The following is an 18,042-nucleotide window of genomic DNA, read 5'->3' as shown; positions in this document are numbered from 1 at the left end:
AAGTTTTGGTAGTACATTCCAGAATGAGTAGTTTCTGAAAACACCAAACAATATTTTTAGCAATCTTGATAGCCACCAGATAGCAGGCTCGTCATCTATAGAGGCCAATTCATTCAGGTCCGTTAAATACTCCAGACCTAAATAGAGATACTCTTCCTTACCAGAATAAATATATTCCAAGACTAAATTGAGGGACTTAGACAAAATAACTGCATAATGCTTGCTATTCTGTTCAAGTTCATCATCAGAAACTTCATCATACTCATCGTCAAACTGAATTTTGTTAATTTCGTGAATAAGTGCTTGCAGATCTTTTTTCAAGAAATTGCTAAACAGCTTAATCAATGCTGATTCAGCTTTAACATTTTTGATCGCTATAAACGATTTTGAATACTGAGAAGCTAGATAAAATGATAGGCTGCTTACAACTAAATAGAAGCTACTTTGCTCATTAATTTCTGTGTTCTGTGAGTGTATGTAGTGAATAATATCACCAGCTTTCTCAAAAGCTTTTATTGCAATGTCATTAACTTCACTTTTCTCCGCTATAGAACAACCTATAGACAAATACGCAAACGCAATACCGTTAACCCGCTCTGTTAATCCTTCCGTAAAATTTGGAAAGTTAGCTTCATCTTCTTTGACAGCTAAAAGGATATTTTTGGCATTTGATTGCGCAATCAAATTTTGGGCAAACTCATCGTTTTCAAGTTTTTCAAATAGTTCCTGAGCTTTTACGATATCCATATCTACTTCATTACCATTTTTAATGCTTCTTTAAAGCAATCTTTTATTAATTGATTGGGGTTATCTTCACCATAGGAAACTATAACAAGATCACTATTACTAGAATTTAGGTGTTTCTCTATGGTTTTATAGGCTGACGTTTCACTATGATAAAAACCAACGTAAATAACAGGTGTTTTTTTCGTATGAAGGTTAGTGATCAAATCATCAACTTCGTCCGCTAAATCAACATCACCCATTTCTTCTAACCTATCGCTAACAAAAGTAAGAGATATAGGAAGATTCTTATTAGATAAGGATTTGACGATATCGTCTAAAGCTTGCTTACTTTTGGTGGCTCGGAACTTAGATTCTCCCATTATCACTTTATTTTGAATATTCTGTTTTTCAAAAAGTAGTAAGTCATCTCCCTTCATTGATTGCTCAACGTTTGGGTTATATCTCAACTTATATACTAGGATTTCTAAACCTGATGATTCAGTAAGGTACTCAGCAAGGATAATTTCACCTAAATTACCTTTCTGTGTTGTTGCTGATTTCACAGGGAAAGGAACTCTTCCGTCCATGTAGTTAGCAAAGCCGTGCTTGTCTAAGAGCTGCTTTTTCCTTTCTATTCTAGCCAAACGTGCTTCAGTAACGTGATGTTTAACTATCCATTGTGATAAATGATCTATTAAAGTTGCTTTACTTATCCCTTTGTTTGTAAGCTTTCGATGCTTTTTATGAGCCGTTGCAGGTGTATCTTCACATTTGAACCAGTCGAAAAATAAACCAGACTGAGGATGTTTACCTATTAACTTGCTTTGAGCCGTTAATTGTTTTTTAGTAGCCATAACTTCTCATTTAATCCCTTATGCAGCTCGATTCTTTTTAAAATTCTCAGCTTGCTCGAAAATTTCTTTATACACTTCATCACGATCAACAGGCGGGTAGCCAAACTTAGCTAGCAACATTATGAGGTCTACTTTTAGTTCAGCCTTAATATCTTCCCGTTGGCTCCAGTCTGTGTATTTAGCCTTATCATCAACAATATCTTTTACCGCTTTAGCTAAGTCGAGAAGCTTATCTTCTGGGTAGTTGAAGTCATATTTTATCGCTAGTGCCAGTAAAATATCGTAAAAAGCTTTCTCTTCAAGGTTAATACCCATGTCAGCGAATGAACCCATTTCAGACTTGAGATCTTGATACATATTGATGATTTCATCAGAGAAGTCTTCAAGTACTTCACTGACTAAAACATCTTCTTCTTTGCGCTCGTTATACTTATCAACCAATGATTTAAAACGCGCAGAGAAATCGACCGCTTTTAGCTTATTGACTTGCTTAAACTCGCCAATGGCCTTTGCCAACATTTGCTGAAGTAATTTGATTTTGGTATTGGGAAGCTTAATTTTTTCAATTTTTGCTAAGTAATCATCATCGAAGATATCAACACCATCTTCGCCTTGCCCTAGCTTAAAAATCTCTTCTACACCGTCACTCTTTAGTGCTTCAGAAATCATCTCACGTACCTTGGCATTCATTTGTGCAGTGTCGGGCGCATTACCTTTCGTAAGCTTGTAGACAATGGAACGAACAGCTAAATAGAAGTGAATGTAATCACGCTCTTTCTGCGATAGTTTTTCACTACCACAGCACACGTCATAAGCGGTTTTTAATCGTTTTACTAATGCCATAAAGCGATGTTCAAGTTTTTGTGTTTGTAAGACAAATTCAGCAGCATTGTTGAGGCAGTTTAGTTGAGCAACTGGTTGCCCAGTAAAGTAAGGTGACACATCAAACTGATGCATGAGTTTGCCCAATAAATCCAAATGATCCTTAACAACAATGATGGACTGAGCAATGTCCTCAAAATTAGTTTCATCCGTTTTTGAATACATGGCTAATGCTTTATTCATCTGCGTTTTGATGCCGATATAGTCAACAACCAGACCTTTGTCTTTACCTTCAAACTTACGGTTAACACGCGATATAGTTTGAATTAGGTTATGGCGTTGTATTGGCTTATCGATATAGATGGTATCAAGGAAAGGTACGTCAAAACCCGTCAGCCACATATCGACAACAATGGCGATTTTGAAGTTAGACTTTTCATTTTTGAACTGTCGGTCTAACTCTTTACGATATTCTTTAGTACCTAGTAAATCCCAAAGCTCTTTAGGATCATCCTTGCCACGAGTCATCACCATTTTGACTCGTTCCATTGGTTTAATTTTTTTGCGCTCTTGCTCTGATAGCTCTACGCCAACTTCGCATTCCAGTACCTCAAACCAATCTGGGCGAAGGTCTTTTAACTCTTGGTAAAATAAATAAGCTACTTCACGCGCAGAGCTTACAAACAAAGCTTTACCTTTTATGGTAGAGCCTTCCTCAATGCGTGATTCATAATGGGCAACAAAATCTCTGGCTAACGCGCTAATACGATCAGGATCGCCCAAAATGGCTGTCATATTTGCAGAGGCTTTCTTACTTTCTTCTATCTGGTGTTCATTACTGCCATCATCAGCACATTGCTGATAGTAAGCCTCTATTTCTTCTAATTTTGCGTTATCTAAAATGACCTTAGCTGCTCTACCTTCATATACTATTCGAACAGTAATCTCATCTTTCACAGATTCAGTCATGGTGTAAGCATCAACTACTTGACCAAAAACGTCTAGCGTTGCGTCAACTGGCGTACCAGTGAAACCTACAAATGTTGCATTGGGTAACGAGTCATGAAGGTATTTGGCGAAACCGTAGGTCTTCTTAACGCCCTTTTCTGTCACTCGAACCTTCTGGTCTAGATTGGTTTGACTGCGGTGCGCTTCATCAGAGATACAAATAACATTACTTCTATCAGTGAGTAACTTGGTATCCTCGGTAAACTTGTGGATAGTCGTTAAGAAAACACCACCGCTGTTGCGGCCTTGAAGAAGTTCACGTAAATGGTCGCGGCTTTCAACAGCTACAACAGTTTGATCACCAATATACGTTTTTGCATTAGAAAATTGCTGAGATAGCTGATCATCCAAATCGGTGCGGTCAGTAATTAACACAATGGTTGGACTTTCAAAATCCACACTTTTCATTAGTAAGCGAGATAGAAACTGCATGGTAAAACTCTTACCACAGCCAGTTGCGCCAAAGTATGTGCCGCCTTTACCATCGCCCTCAGGTTTACGCGCGAGTTTAATACTGTGGTAGAGCTTTCTAGCTGCATAATACTGCGGGTAGCGGCAAACAATTTTAACTTCAGCCTTTGATGAATCTGGGAAATAAATAAAATTGCGAATTACATCCCGTAGGCGAGCTTTATTAAATAATCCCTGCAACATAGTATGCAGCGAATTGATTCCATCTTTTTCTATCGATTCGTTGCCCGTTACTTTGCGCCATGCGTAGAAAAATTCATAAGGCGCATACAGGCCGCCCATTTTATTGTTAACGCCATCACTGATAACACAAAAGGCGTTGTAAACGAATAGAGCGGGAATGTCCCTGCGATAGCGAGTATTTAACTGAACATAAGCATCATGAATTGAAGTTTCTTCTTCACGAATAGCACTTTTAAACTCGAAAACCACCAATGGCAAACCATTGATATACAAAATGCCATCAGGGATACGCTTCTCGCCATCAACGCCTTCAATCTCAAGCTGATTAACTATCTTGTATATATTGGTGTCATTGTATGTAGGTGGCTGCTTTTCATATTCCGCTAAAGGCTCCGCTACTTTAGGTAGTTCTGGTGCTAATTCCTTTACTAAATCTGGTAACAGGCTTTGGACAACATTGGTGTAATCAACTAATTGGATATAGAGATCTTTTTGCGAGTGGTGCTCCCCATTCGCAGAAGGCTCTCGTTTTAACAAAAAGCCATCACTTAACCATTTACAGAACGTTTTGTTACTATCGTACAAGTCACTAGCAGGCAATGATTCTATTTGTTTGATGATTGAATCAATCTCACCAGCAGTAATATTGTCTGCTTGATACTTATCAGATAAGAACTGACGTATGTCATCCTTAATCAAAACTTCTGTATTGCTACGAGTAAGCTCATAACCGGGAACATAAGGAAAACCTTGCTCTCCAAGCAGTTCAATAATTGCAGCTTCTAATTGTGCTTCAGTAAATTTCATACAATATGCATCCTTTCAACTAACCTTAAAACTCAGGATTTTCAGTTTGATTTGTGTCAGGTAATACAGAAGAAAACACTTGCCGGAGAGCTTCGGTTTGTATCTCTTTGTGTATTTCATCACACCTTTTCTCTGCATCTGAAATCTTCTCTCCGGGTAAAAAATCAACGTCAAAATGGGCAAGACAGTCAAAAACGCCATCTCCGTATGGTTCGTTTATTAATCCCTTTTTAAACAACTGATAGAGTAATAACCAATATGAATCTTTATCATAGTTATCTGGCGATTGAGTAATTCGATTAGAAAAATCCACCACTTTCTGTTGATGTATATTCATTTCCAACAGCATAGTGATAGCAACACAATCTTTACTATTAATAATCAATTCAGCAGTCGAATCATCAACGACACAGCCAGCTCGAATTAAACTATGTAGAGGCCATGACATTCCATCAGACCGACCTTTCAAAGCATTATCTTTAATAATTTCTATTAATTGTGCTAGGTAAATAGTGGGATCGACCTCTGCATTCGACATTAACAAATCTAACAAAGGTAATAACACAGGAAAATGCCATGCTAGATTTAATAAAGGGTCTATGAGATGAAATGGAGCATATTCATCCAAATACGGAAGAATTAATGAAACAGCATATTTTAAGACGCTACCGTCAGGTGTTTCTTTATTTACTTCGATTGCCCTATTTATGAAAGTAAGAGCCTCAGTAGCAGACAACTTAGGTTCGCTTTCGTTTGAGTAGCCTAATCTGCTCGGTAACGATCCTCTTAACTCTAAAACCCATGAGTCTTCTATTGGGCTAGGCAAAGCTTCAACAACAGTCTTTTTAAGGTTCAAAGTTAATTTGTATTCAGCTAAGAAAATACCTAAATCTCGCAAAAACTCTTGGGCTTCATCATCTGATTTACAGTAACAAGAATAATCATCAATATATCTATAAAATTCGTATTCTTTTTCTCTAAGTTTTTTATCCACGCACCCAAGAATCAATTCAGCAAAAATGCTAGAAGTCGCTGAACCTATTGGAATACCGAGCGTCTCGTTTCTTTTGCACTTTCGCTGAAACATATCCAGTTTGTTGAACCAAAGCTCACGTTCATTTTGTTGTGCTTTAGCTTGATTGAGACCAACTAAACTCCAAGGAATTGCGTGCGAATAAATACTATTAAAGCAATTGGCAACATCAGCGTGGACTCTAAATCGCTTTGTAAAGCCTTTCTGATGCGACCTAGAAACTTTTGCCATAGGCTCTTCGTAATTCATGACCATCAAGCGCTTTTCTTCATGATGAAACTGTGGCTTTATTATACTGTTTTGATTTTCCGTAATTGAGTGAAGGTGTTCCCAGTTATCATGTATACACTTTGCTAGAAGAGCATAAGCTTTGGGGTGCACTAAACTTAAAACTCTAGGCACATTGTTATAACGAGTAGCTTTATACTCAACAAGATCGTAACCTGATTTTCTCCTTTCCCTACTGTCTTCAATTCCAGCTAAAGCTTCAACAACCTCAGGTGTAAACTGCCTTGTATCAATACATGGTGGTAATTCCCCAACGGAAGCCCTCTGATTAGGGAAATAATTATGCCGAGTTAAAGCTTCATATAGCGCTCTATCTCGTCCATTTCGATCAAAAAACCAACTCATTCCGTATTCCCGTCCATAAGATCATCAATGCCCAGCTTTTCTGCAAAACTTTTATTTCTGCGGTGCGCTCTTGCTGCAATTTCGGATAGCTTAATTATTTCTTGTTGTGCCCAAGCTATTCGCTCTCTTGTTTCAGGATGTATAATTCGAATTTTTTCCCTTAACCAAGTCCCATTCACCGTTTCTTCATATTCGGCTGGTACATCAATTTTGCTATACGATTCCCCAATTAGATAGCAATAAAATTTCTCGATCTTGTGTACGCTATAGTTCGCTATTAACGTACAATAATTGGGGGTTTGATGCATGTAATCGGTAAGGGTGACATCAGGAGCTTTAAATTCAATAAGGACACACTTTCCTTCAGATGCATAAATGAAAATATCTGGTCGCTTAGTAATTTTTAGCTGTAGTTTTGCTATTTCCTCTTCAGGAATATCTTTCAACAAAAATTCACCAGATTCAGATTGTATTTCATTGAGTGGGACATCAGAACACCCATCAAAATGTACAAATTCCTCGTCTAATATCCACAAATCATTTAAATTGCCATCTGATTTCCGTTTAAAGATAAGGTCATGAATAAACCCTTCTTTATCGCGCCTTTTCTTACCATCAGGAAGCGGTTCTGTTTGCACAGCCAACTCTTGGTTCAACACCCTATCCAATAAATTAGCCACCAACTCACGCCTAACAACGTACTTAGAAAGTTCTTCTTTGTTTTGAGCATCAACCAAAGCAGACAGCTCACTGCTCTTTTCTTCTAAGTCAGACTGATAAGTAGGTGAAGTTGGGTCCATATGATTAAGCTGTTCGATGACCTTTCTAGCTTCATTGCTTTTACTAGCAACATATTTTGCTTCTTCTATATGTAAGCTTTTAACAATGCTGTCATCGTCATCTGTTAGCTTTACTGCCTTTTTCACGTTTACAGCAATATGGTGTGAAATACCGAGTTCTTTAGCTAAAGACATAACTTTTCTTTCAGCATTCTCTTGCGCTTGCTCTATTTCTTTGTAAATGGACTTAAGCTGAATATTTGCTTGTTCTTTAATGTCATCTAGATAAACCTTACTTTCTTCGCCAAATAATCCATTAGAAAGTTCTTTAACATCTGATTTATTCGGAATTTCAAATGCATCAACAGAATGGTTTACATTATCGGGTTTATCCAAATAATCACCATAAAAAGCGGTAACCATTCTAGTACCTTGGTGACCATTACTCTTTTTTAAAATTGGGTTTTTGACTTCCTCAACTGGAATATCTTTGCTACAAAGAAAAGCACCATGAATATCAACTTCATTCGCAGGAAAAGTAAAAACGCACCAGTTAAACTTTTCAGGCTCAATACCTTGGGCATTTCGCCAGCCAATTTTTCCCTTGTCTTCAAATGGCTCCTGATACCTAACCTCAAAGCAACCTTTGTCGCTTGGTTCAGGAAAATTCTTAGGTTCAATCGTCAAATTTTCTGTTTCTGCAACTTGATACGAGAATTGCAACTTGATTGTTGGGAAGGACTTCCCCTTACATTTTTCCAGATAAGCACGAAGAGCAAATTGCGATTTTATCCAAGACACAAAAGCACCAAATTTCAACGTTGAGTATGCAGCCTGATCTCGTTTATGGCTTCTCAAATGCTTTAAGGTGATGGTTGTCTCTAACTTATCGGTATTAATCTTTTGTGGAGCAGAATCATCATAGATAAAATTATCTTTGCTACTGCTGAATTTTCTTAGATACAAGTCGTTATCTTGGCGATATACGCTTTTAAAGGTAACTTCACCAAAGCGGTGTAAATACTGAAGTCTTCCTGAGCCTCGGTTATTAAACCCTTTAGTCCGATCTAATAACCTTTCAAATCTGTTGAATGACTCAACGGTAAACCCCACTCCAGAATCCGTGATTTCAATAAACTCTAATTTTTTCGCGTTTTCATCTTGGTCATTAAAATGCAGGTTAATTGCTATTTCTCTATTACCGTCATTTTCTAGTTTAAAAATAGATTCCAACGAGTTATTTATCGCTTCAATGATAGGAGAAAATGGATTTGAAGATGCTTTGATTAAGTTAAGCATCCCTTGCAAGTCACTGAGTGGGTTCTTACGCATCTAGCCAACTTCCTTATTTATTGTTATTTCACCTGAAATTAATTTGGGTAATAACGCACCTCTTAATTGCTCAAGTTGATTACTACTTTCTTGATTAGCTCGAATCTTTGAAAAATACAGTTCTATGATCTCATCAAACTTAGTTAATACGTTTTCACTAGGACAAACCAGAGGCAATGCATTTAGTACTTTTGTGGTCATACTTGGCACAGCAGAGCCTACGTTCATATTGTCAAAGTTCAACCTTTTCAGAAGGTAAAATGCAAACTTAGCAATTTGGGGTACTTTAGGTATGGTAAAAAACATAGTGTCTACAGACCAAAATGTCTCATTTACGTACATGATATTGGAGAGCGTTCCTTTTCTTGGGATAAGAACCGATTCCCCTTTATATAGAAACTTATCCACTCTACGCATTAAACCACCAGAGCCATAGACAGGATACTCCCCTTCATCTAGCTTCTTGTGATCTTTACCATATTTAATTTCCAATAAATCACTTAGATATTTGGATGACCAGCCTTTAGGTATCCAGCCAGCAATACCAATAGTTGGTTCACCTGTTTGTTCAAATTCTTTTGGGAATAATGCGCGGATATTATCAGGCAGTGGTTTGAAGTCTGGTAGTTGTTGTGCTTGCAGGCGCTGTTCGGCTTTGTTTTGCAGTGCATCAGGAATGTCGTTGCCAGCAGCAAGGGCGTTGTCGATAACAGGATCAAAATCAACAAACCAGCTTTTAAATAACACCTGCGCCATTTGTTCTAGGGTTTGGTTCGTTTGGCGATTTAAAGTTATTTTACCTGTTAACGCTTCTAGGTGTTGCACTACTATGTTCTGAACTTTTAAAGGTGGTAGCTCTATAGTGAGAGATTTTAAAGCTACTATAGTCAATGCTTGCTGAGTAGAACCAATTGTAACCTCATCAATTTTTCGTTTAGCAATTGTAGAAGTCAGCCAAAAGTATACGTACCTTGGATTAACAAAATCCTTGAAGTTTCTAAGCCAAGTTAGATTTCCATCTTTAAAGTAAAATTTTTCATCTTTTTGTACTTGATATGGCACTCCTAAAGTACCAACAGACGTAAGCAAAATGTCCAATTCTTTTGGTGCGCCAAACTTTTCCTCAATAGCATTAAACTGCTCTTCGGTTATAAACAGTTCAGTCGAAATTTCATTGCCTTTATTTTTTTCAATAATTTCTTTTGAACGATAAAATGGAACCCCCTCTGAAACGTAATCAGCCATTTTTATTCGCTTACTAGAGCCAATATCTGCAACATCTTCTAATTTATATATGCTCCAACTACTCGCCATAACCCAACACCTCCAAGTTTTGACGAATCGCTTTATCAAGCTCTTCGGCTTGTTCCATTTGGCTATAGAGGGTTTGGCTTAGCTCTTTCATTTTGACTTCAAACGGAATGCCATCGTCTTCTAACTCAGCAGCACCAACGTAACGACCCGGTGTTAATACAAAGTCGTTGGCTGTGATATCTTCTAACGTGGCTGATTTGCAAAAGCCAGCGATATCTTGATATCCGCTTTGGTCGATAATTGCTCCTGCATTATCGACACTTCCGCCATCCGTGGCGGTCGTCTTCATATCTCCATCTATCTTTTCACCACGCCATCCATGGTATGTTTTGGCAATTTCAGCGATATCATCCGTGGTGAGTTCTTTGTGAACACGACTAACCATAGTGCCCATTTCACGGGCATCGATAAATAGGGTTTCACCTTCACGATTGCGATAACCGCGCTCAACATCTTCCTTTTTATTCTTTGTGATAAACCATAAGCAAACAGGGATTTGTGTGGTGTAGAAAAGCTGACCCGGTAGCGCGATCATGCAATCTACCAAGTCATTCTCGATAATTTTCTGGCGAATTGTGCCTTCACCGCCTGTATTAGAACTCATTGAGCCATTAGCAAGTACAAAACCTGCTGTGCCGTTTTCGCTAAGCTTTGAGATCATATGCATGATCCACGCATAGTTAGCGTTGCCAGTGGGCGGCACTTCAAAACCTGACCAACGAGGATCGTCAACTAGCTCGTTGTCTGCACGCCATTGCTTCTGGTTGAACGGTGGATTACTCAAAATGTAGTCTGCTTTTAAATCAGGGTGCTGATCTTTAAAGAAGGTATCACTTGCAACATCACCTAAATTACCGTTAATACCACGCACAGCAAGGTTCATTTTGGCTAATTTATGAGTTGTGCTGGTGTATTCCTGACCATAGATTGAGATGTTTTTCTTACTGCCTTTGTGACTATCAATAAACTTAAGCGATTGAACAAACATACCGCCACTACCGCAGCACGGGTCGTATATCTTACCTTTGTATGGTTCAAGCATTTCCGCAATCAAGGTTACTACCGATTTGGGTGTATAGAACTCACCACCACCTTTGCCTTCATTCGCGGCAAACTTACCAAGGAAGTATTCATAAACACGACCTACCAAATCTTCTTCGGTCATGTGACATTCGTTTGCAACGGTATCGATGTTATTAATGGTATCTATCAGAGCGGCTAATTTACTGCTATCAAGCCCAAGACGAGAGAAGTAGTTATCTGGCAATGCGCCTTTAAGGGATACGTTATTTTTTTCAACGGTATGTAATGCGGTATCAATTTTTACGGCAATGTCATCTTGCTTAGCTTGTTTTTGAATAAACGACCAACGCGCTTCCTCTGGTAAATAAAACACATTGTCTTTGGTATAGAACTCAACCATATCAACGTAATCGCCCATCCCATCTGCAACTAGTTTTTCACGTTGCTTTTCAAACTTATCACTAATGAATTTTAAGAAAATAAGGCTTAGTACAATGTGCTTGTATTCCGATGATTCAACGCTACCACGAAGTTTATTAGCCGCATCCCAAAGCGACTCTTCGAATCCCTTTACATTTTTATTTGGGGCTTTTTTATTTTCTTCTGTCATGTTTATAAATTCCTATAAATCTTGAAAGCCGGGGGCCAAAGTCAAATTCCCTGCCCCAGATATTAAATGTTTGTTATTGAGATAAAGCTGATATTCACTGCCGTTAAGTTCAGCATTGTCTGAGCAATCAACATTCCATCGCCTTAATAAATAACCAGTAAGAGCGGCTCTTGCTTTAATTGTCATACTGCCGTCAACCATGCCGTAGTCTAAAGCAATCGCTGTGGGGTACTCAATGTTTCGAGGATGAGGAACCAGTTCTAGTGAAATGAACGTATTCCACTCTTTATCGTGTTCTTTGCTTTCGTGCTCTTTTGATAAACCAGACATCACTGTTGCTTTTGTAATTCGAGTTAATACAAAGTCGCGAAATTCTTTTGATTTTCTGCAATAAGCGCGAACATGCCAACGAAGCCCATTGTCGATAATTGAATGCGGCACGATATCTCGTGCGCCAGAGCCACTACTTAACGATGTATAAATGATATTGACAGCTTTGTTTTGGAAGATGGCTTGACTTATACGAGCAACGACTATCAAATCAGGCACATTCAACGAACTAGGTGCTTCGACTGGAAATTTTGTATCGCCAATCGAATCAAAACCGTCTGATATCTCATTAGCTAATTTAACCAGTGTCTTTCGCGGATCATGATTGAAGAGTGGTTTAAAGTTGGACTCTATGATGTACTGCTTTTCTGTTGTGTTATACGACAGGTTTTTAGGTGCAAGCTCTTTATAAAGAGCTAAATCTCTGGAAGCAGCGGCAGTACCGCATTCGAAGCGTTGGATGATTTCGTTACGCGTTACTGAGCTTGTGAACATCAATTTAAAATCAATGAAAGCGAGACGTTGTTTTTGTGCGTAATTGACGTTTTCTAGTTCCATCTAACTTATTATACTAATTACGTATTTGAGCTAGTGTGTATCATTCTGATAATCACGTCAATGTCCAGATAAAAGAAAAGGAGCAGTTAAGTCCTTTTCGTTTATCTTTTGACTAAGAGAGATATTTCATAATTAAAATATCTCGTGGATTCATCAATGTTTGCCTCATTTTAAGCCAATCTTGCCCATTTAACGTGACGTACTCTACCTCATCACAACTCATATATTGAGAGCCGGATTTTGTAATAAATTGAGTATTATGATCCGACGAAATTTGTATCGGTGACGAAATCACAACATCATCATGTGAAAACCTTAGTGTTTCATCGAGTTCAACAAAGCCGTGTAGCACTTGAGCAATTTCTATTAACTCTCCATCCACTTTATCAACCACTGAAACAACGGTTACTTCCCGTAAATATGTTTTTAAGGAATCTATCTGAAAATCACTATATTCAGAATTAGTTTGGTTACTGTCTATTTGCTGCATTTTACTCACCTCTTTTATTTAAACATCTAAATCTATAGAAGAGGTTTCTAAACTTGTCATTATACAAATATGTATAAAAACAACAGCTTAGGTGTCAAGGTGTTGATATTCAATGACAATTATTTTCAAATTTTTTTCATTAATTTATTGAATAACTGGTTTGAGTTTTCTTGGATTAAGCTTAGCTCGTCTATTAACTCATTAATTAAAGTGGGATCTACGAACTGTTTGCTTCTACTAATGTAACTCGCTACGTTTAAAGAGAAGTTTGATTCATTGGTGGCCTCATCAACCCGGCTTAACTCTTCAACCTGCCCATTAGTCACCACTTGGCAAATGTCAGTAATGTTTTTCCGCTCAGCTAGAATAGTTGCAATCTCATCTTCACGAACTAATTTGTTGCGCTTGATATCACGATCAAAATACGTAGATGCATCAATGAACACAATGTCATCGGTTTGTTTATTTTTACGAAGAATTACTGCAAACAAATCAACTGTTCTTGCACTTATTAAGCTCGTTGGTAGCTGAATAACTGCATCAACATAATTGTTTTGTACTAGATAGTGTCGAGACTTAGCCTCTTCTATTCGCTGTAACGCACCTCGTCCGACAAATGCTATTGCAATTCCCGTTTCGTTAATTGACCAGATGAGGTGTTGAATCAATGCATGGTCATTGTATTGAGTGGAAATTATATTCAGATCTATTCTTTTTGGGTCATAGTGACCACTTAATGAGCCGCCTTCTTTAGACTTTTTGACTTTTGGACTTGCTGATTTTCTAACGGCTGTTGGCTCATACAGCGCAAACGCTAAGTCAAAAGTTGAAGCTTTTACAAATGGAGTACTATTGAGTGAATAACTCTGGCTTACTACACAATCGTCATTCCCGGCTAGCACAAACTTGTGTACAAGATAGTAAGGGTTTTGAAGCAAGCTCTCAGTGGTAAAATGCCAGTGTGGGTTTAATTGAGCAAGAAAATTGCTTAATTCACCAGTTGATGCCATTGCATCATAGACCTTCAATTTCCCATTGCTTTTGACGATACTTGCTATCAATCTAGAAAAATCATCGGGCCGCAGTTGAAAATCAAAACCTTTCGCATCACTTTGGATCAATTCAAAGACTTTTGGTTCTTGCAATAATTTAAGAGTTTGTTCGTATAATGTAATTGATTCGAAACGCGTCAATTCACTTAAATCTAACGCTTCTCGTATCTCATCGAATCTACTCAGAACCTCATTGATTTTTACATCATTAGAATGAGTTATTGCTTGTTTTGCAACTAACTGTTCAGATTCAGTGAAATCAAACTTTTCTACGTCAATTGACTTAATATCACCAGAAGCTTGTAGGTTCGTTAAGAACTTCTGGTATATACCTCGCTCCGTGATGGCAAGTAATTCAATGGTTAACAGCGCTAAAAAGGAAAGTCTTTCATCTAAATTGGCTGGCAACAAATCGCTGTCTTTATAAGCTTCTACAAACTTTACTGCTAATTCGTTAGTAATCATTGCTTCACCATCTCACTTATTAACCCGGCTACTTGGTTTTTTCTTGCTTCTATTAGTTGCTGATATTTTTCTAATTCAGCATTGACGCTTAATACGTACTCGATGAAATCACTCCCACTTTCGTCAGTCAAATCTGGGAGCGGCATCTTCTCTAAGATCCCTTTACCAATAGTACTTTGATAGTTACCACCTGAATTTGCTTCTATCCAATCCTTTGAAAAATTGGTTTCTAAATAAGATTTTAAAAATAAGCTAGTTACCGTTGAAAATTCCGACTTCGGTTTAACAACTAGAAAATGTTGAGTACATATTAGTTTATCAGGCACATCATTAAGCAATACAAGATGCTTTTCTCGTCCTTTAGTGACCATGATTAGATCACCGTTGTTTAAACATTCAACTTTCCTTGAAGTATTTATTTCAGTTTCTGTTAACTTGTCAAAATCTAAGGTTGCTTCGCCTTTATCAAAAACAATATCTCCTATTTGGATCACCTTAAAGCCCATGTCGGCAGCCTTTTTAATGGCTCCACGAAAAGACCTCCCAGTAGAAATATCCGCGTATTTTGAAAGCTGTTCAATTCTCATTTTTTTACCGACCCTAAATTACATACTGAGAAATGTAGCAAAATAACTTGACAAATTCAAAACATTTGATCAAAACTATTAATACACCCTGAGGAATGCAGCATATGATTAAGGAGGTGCAACATGGTGTTTCCAAAACAAATTCGATTTTACGGAAAGAAAAAAGCGACTTACTTTAACTCTATCCAAATGAGAAAAACGTTCAGACCTGAAAGCAGCTTCGAGACTAGTTTCATGCTGCAACAAGAGTTTGATGATGATGTGTTTGCATGGGCTGGTCAGGCTCAAAGCTTTGTTTTTAATATTAAAGGAAAAAATACTCGCTATACCCCAGATGTTGTTAGAAAACGAAGAACGCCTGAAGGTGACGTGATCGAATTCATTGAGTTAAAACCTAATATCTTTGCCAATAACGAATCGGTCTATACCAAACACCAACTATTGAGTGAACAATTTCTAGATCTGTATAACCGTCCTCTATCAGTTCATACTGAAGATGATTTTTATAAACCTATCAAAGCTGAGAACCTTGCGCGTTTCTACCAATACAGAGCTTATGACTTTTCACGCTATGATTTAGATTTAGCTTTTACACATTTAACAGATGTTAAATGCGTTGGTGACTTGTATGAAATGTGTTCACGTTTTAATGCATCCCCAGCTTTCGCTCCGGCACTAATCGCTCAAAAAAAAGTTCATATTGACTTCGAAAAACCATTTTCTTTGGATCTGCCATTGGAGGTGAAGTATGGCTAGAGGTATCACACTTAGTTCTCTTCAAGATAAAAAATTGGAATACATGGGAAAAAAAGCTGTTGTCAGAGCTGTAAATGAAGCTACTCAAGAATTATTCATTGAGCGCGAAGGTCATCACATGTTCATGCGACCTTTTGTAGATTTATTGGAAGAGATCAAGAAAGGGAAAATCACAATTATTCAGGAGCTTGCTAAGGCTCCGTGTATGCAAGGAGCAACTAGTGAACAACTGCTAGAAATCAATCGTAGAGAAAAGTATTTCTATGCCATGTTGGCTAAGAAATATCCGACCAAAGATGTAGAAGGATTAGTTGAAGATATCCAACGAGAAGCTAACGATACCATAGGTTACGCCCGTTCAACCTTGTGTAAGGATTTTAAAAAATTTAAAAGGGATGGTTATAGCGCAGCTCCACAGGTTTTAAATAACAAACGAAATCGTGACACTGGATTGACGCAAGATGTGGATGATTTGGTGTGGAGATATTTATACAAACACCACTTAAAAGAAAATGGTAAGTCAGTTGCAGCTACACAACGTTTATTAGCTATGAACTATGAAGAACTGGGCTATGAGGGTAATGCTCCATGCGCTAAAACTCTTATGCGCAGAGCACGGTCATTAGGTCCCTATGAGTATGATCGCCTTCGCTATGGCGAATCATACGCAAAAAACAAATATAAACAAAAATTAGAGAAGTACGGCATCACGATTCCACTAGATCGCGTAGAACTCGATATGGCTCACTTTAACGTTGGCATTGTTAAGTTTGTTAACGGTAAAAAGTACTATCGAGGAACTGTTTCGATGGCGCTTGTATTTGATGTTGGTACGGCCAGTTTATTAGGTTATGCCATTCAAGTAGGCAAGAATAAAGAAGCCTCTAGCTACGTTGTTGCCTCAATTCATCATGCTATTAATAGAAAACCAGACCCTACTTATATTCAACACGGGTGTATGCGTTTAGCGGTCATGGATGCTGGTACAGCCTACCGCTCAGCAATGACCAAAAGTTTATTACAAAAGATTCAAGGAGTATTTGAAACAACCGAAGTAAGAAAGCCATGCTCAAAAGGGTTTGTCGAGAATTTTGTGAATCGCTTAAGGTTAGAATTTTTCCAAGGATTAGAAGGATATTGTGGCCCTTTCGATCCAAGCCGATATTCCGAAGCAAATATCAAGAAAGACGCAAAATACACGTTTGAACAATTCCATCAAAAATTTAGCAACTATGTTCGAGATTACCATAACTCGCAATTAAAAAGGTTGCATGGATTAACACCTAATGAAGCATGGATAAAAGGAACTGAGGTTTACCCGGTATTAGAGCCTTCTGACATTCCTGAGCTGCGAAAATATAGAGGATTGGAAATAGATGTTACTTATAACATCAAATACGGCACTACCTATGACTATCAGTATTTCAATTCGCCAGAGTTGAAAGCGATGTATGCAGAGTACTGCATTGCAACTGAAAAAGATTTTATGCCTCTGACTCTGCTGGTTGATCTAAACGATGCTTCTTCAGTAAGCGTAGTTGTACCGAGAATCGTCAGCCCGAACCCTGATGAAATCGTTTTACTTAGTATTCCAAACACTAATCGATCTGCTTTTGGTAAGTCATTTAATGAATTGAGTGTTATTGAAGGCCGTTGCGAAGTGCTAGACGGGGCTACAACGTTTCTTGAAGACCATAACTTATCTGGGTATCGAAGTACGCCAAAGCATGGCGATCTCATTGATATCACTCATAGCCAAGATTCTGATTTGTCAGAAGACGAAGTTAACACTGAAATTGATGAAATCATTAACTCTGCTGGCGTTGATTTTAAAGCCGAAGAGCAGCTAGATGATGAAGAACTAAAGTCGAGTGATGAACAGACTAACAAGCATTTTGATGATGCTGAAAACAAAAAACTAGGAGTATCAGTAGATGATTAAAAAACAGAAATTTAAGATGAAAGAGGCAGCTTTAGAATTCAAAAAAATGCGATTTGATATGATTTTGCATAAAGACGCGGAACAAAAAGTTATCGATCTTATTAAGATAAGTAACGATGAAGCTAAAGTTCGCGCATTGTATGGTAATTCTCATACGGGCAAATCAAATTTTCTTAAAAATTTCATTAAGAAGCACGCAGACGTAATTGATCAGCATAGCGGCATAAAAGATATTGTTCTTGTACGACTCTCTTCTGGTGTCACGCC

The 18,042-nt window shown here is 37.8% G+C and carries 14 protein-coding genes; 3 read left to right on the top strand and 11 right to left on the bottom strand.

Going from position 1 to position 18,042, the window contains the following annotated elements; all coding sequences use genetic code 11:
• The 11 genes from P20439_RS06820 to P20439_RS06770 form a co-directional block, all read right to left on the bottom strand.
• On the bottom strand, positions 1-747 hold a 747-nt coding region (locus tag P20439_RS06820; protein ID WP_036933103.1), incomplete at its 3' end, for a hypothetical protein.
• A gap of 2 nt (positions 748-749) precedes the next feature.
• Complete coding sequence (locus P20439_RS06815; protein WP_008465555.1) at positions 750-1,580, bottom strand: Hachiman antiphage defense system protein HamA; 831 nt, start codon at positions 1,578-1,580, stop codon at positions 750-752.
• An 18-nt stretch (positions 1,581-1,598) separates the two neighbouring features.
• A complete protein-coding gene (locus P20439_RS06810; protein ID WP_008465553.1) occupies positions 1,599-4,871 on the bottom strand; it encodes a type I restriction endonuclease subunit R in 3,273 nt (1,090 codons plus the stop codon).
• A gap of 25 nt (positions 4,872-4,896) precedes the next feature.
• Entirely contained in the window at positions 4,897-6,537 is a 1,641-nt protein-coding gene (gene drt4, locus P20439_RS06805) for an antiviral reverse transcriptase Drt4 (protein WP_008465550.1), read from the bottom strand.
• Positions 6,534-8,648, bottom strand: coding sequence for a hypothetical protein (locus P20439_RS06800; RefSeq protein WP_008465547.1), 2,115 nt, complete (start codon positions 8,646-8,648; stop codon positions 6,534-6,536). The genes drt4 and P20439_RS06800 overlap by 4 nt, the downstream gene beginning before the upstream one ends.
• Positions 8,649-9,962, bottom strand: a complete 1,314-nt coding sequence (locus P20439_RS06795) for a restriction endonuclease subunit S (RefSeq protein WP_008465545.1) — start codon at positions 9,960-9,962, stop codon at positions 8,649-8,651.
• The gene (locus tag P20439_RS06790) at positions 9,952-11,595 is read right to left on the bottom strand and encodes a class I SAM-dependent DNA methyltransferase (protein WP_008465542.1); all 1,644 of its coding nucleotides are present in this window, start codon (positions 11,593-11,595) and stop codon (positions 9,952-9,954) included. The genes P20439_RS06795 and P20439_RS06790 overlap by 11 nt, the downstream gene beginning before the upstream one ends.
• A gap of 12 nt (positions 11,596-11,607) precedes the next feature.
• Positions 11,608-12,483, bottom strand: a complete 876-nt coding sequence (locus P20439_RS06785; RefSeq protein ID WP_008465540.1) for a WYL domain-containing protein — start codon at positions 12,481-12,483, stop codon at positions 11,608-11,610.
• Positions 12,484-12,595: 112 nt separating this feature from the next.
• The gene (locus P20439_RS06780; protein ID WP_008465538.1) at positions 12,596-12,973 is read right to left on the bottom strand and encodes a hypothetical protein; all 378 of its coding nucleotides are present in this window, start codon (positions 12,971-12,973) and stop codon (positions 12,596-12,598) included.
• A gap of 125 nt (positions 12,974-13,098) precedes the next feature.
• A complete protein-coding gene (locus tag P20439_RS06775) occupies positions 13,099-14,490 on the bottom strand; it encodes an N-6 DNA methylase (protein ID WP_008465536.1) in 1,392 nt (463 codons plus the stop codon).
• Entirely contained in the window at positions 14,487-15,077 is a 591-nt protein-coding gene (locus P20439_RS06770) for a hypothetical protein (protein ID WP_008465534.1), read from the bottom strand. The genes P20439_RS06775 and P20439_RS06770 overlap by 4 nt, the downstream gene beginning before the upstream one ends.
• Before the next feature lie 123 nt (positions 15,078-15,200).
• Here P20439_RS06770 and P20439_RS06765 point away from each other — a divergent pair, with 123 nt between their 5' ends.
• The 3 genes from P20439_RS06765 to P20439_RS06755 all read left to right on the top strand — a co-directional run.
• Positions 15,201-15,833 carry a hypothetical protein gene (locus P20439_RS06765; RefSeq protein WP_008465531.1) on the top strand — a complete coding sequence of 211 codons (633 nt, stop codon included), beginning with the start codon at positions 15,201-15,203 and terminating at the stop codon, positions 15,831-15,833.
• A complete protein-coding gene (locus P20439_RS06760) occupies positions 15,826-17,775 on the top strand; it encodes a hypothetical protein (protein WP_036933101.1) in 1,950 nt (649 codons plus the stop codon). The genes P20439_RS06765 and P20439_RS06760 overlap by 8 nt, the downstream gene beginning before the upstream one ends.
• Positions 17,768-18,042, top strand: a 275-nt coding sequence (locus tag P20439_RS06755; protein ID WP_036933099.1) for a hypothetical protein, incomplete at its 3' end; no start/stop codon positions are given. The genes P20439_RS06760 and P20439_RS06755, both read left to right, overlap by 8 nt.

Origin of the sequence: Pseudoalteromonas sp. BSi20439, from assembly GCF_000241165.1 — a bacterium.
GTDB lineage: Bacteria > Pseudomonadota > Gammaproteobacteria > Enterobacterales > Alteromonadaceae > Pseudoalteromonas.
The sequence above is the reverse complement of the archived record's forward strand: the minus strand, read 5'-3'. Positions and strand labels throughout refer to the sequence as shown.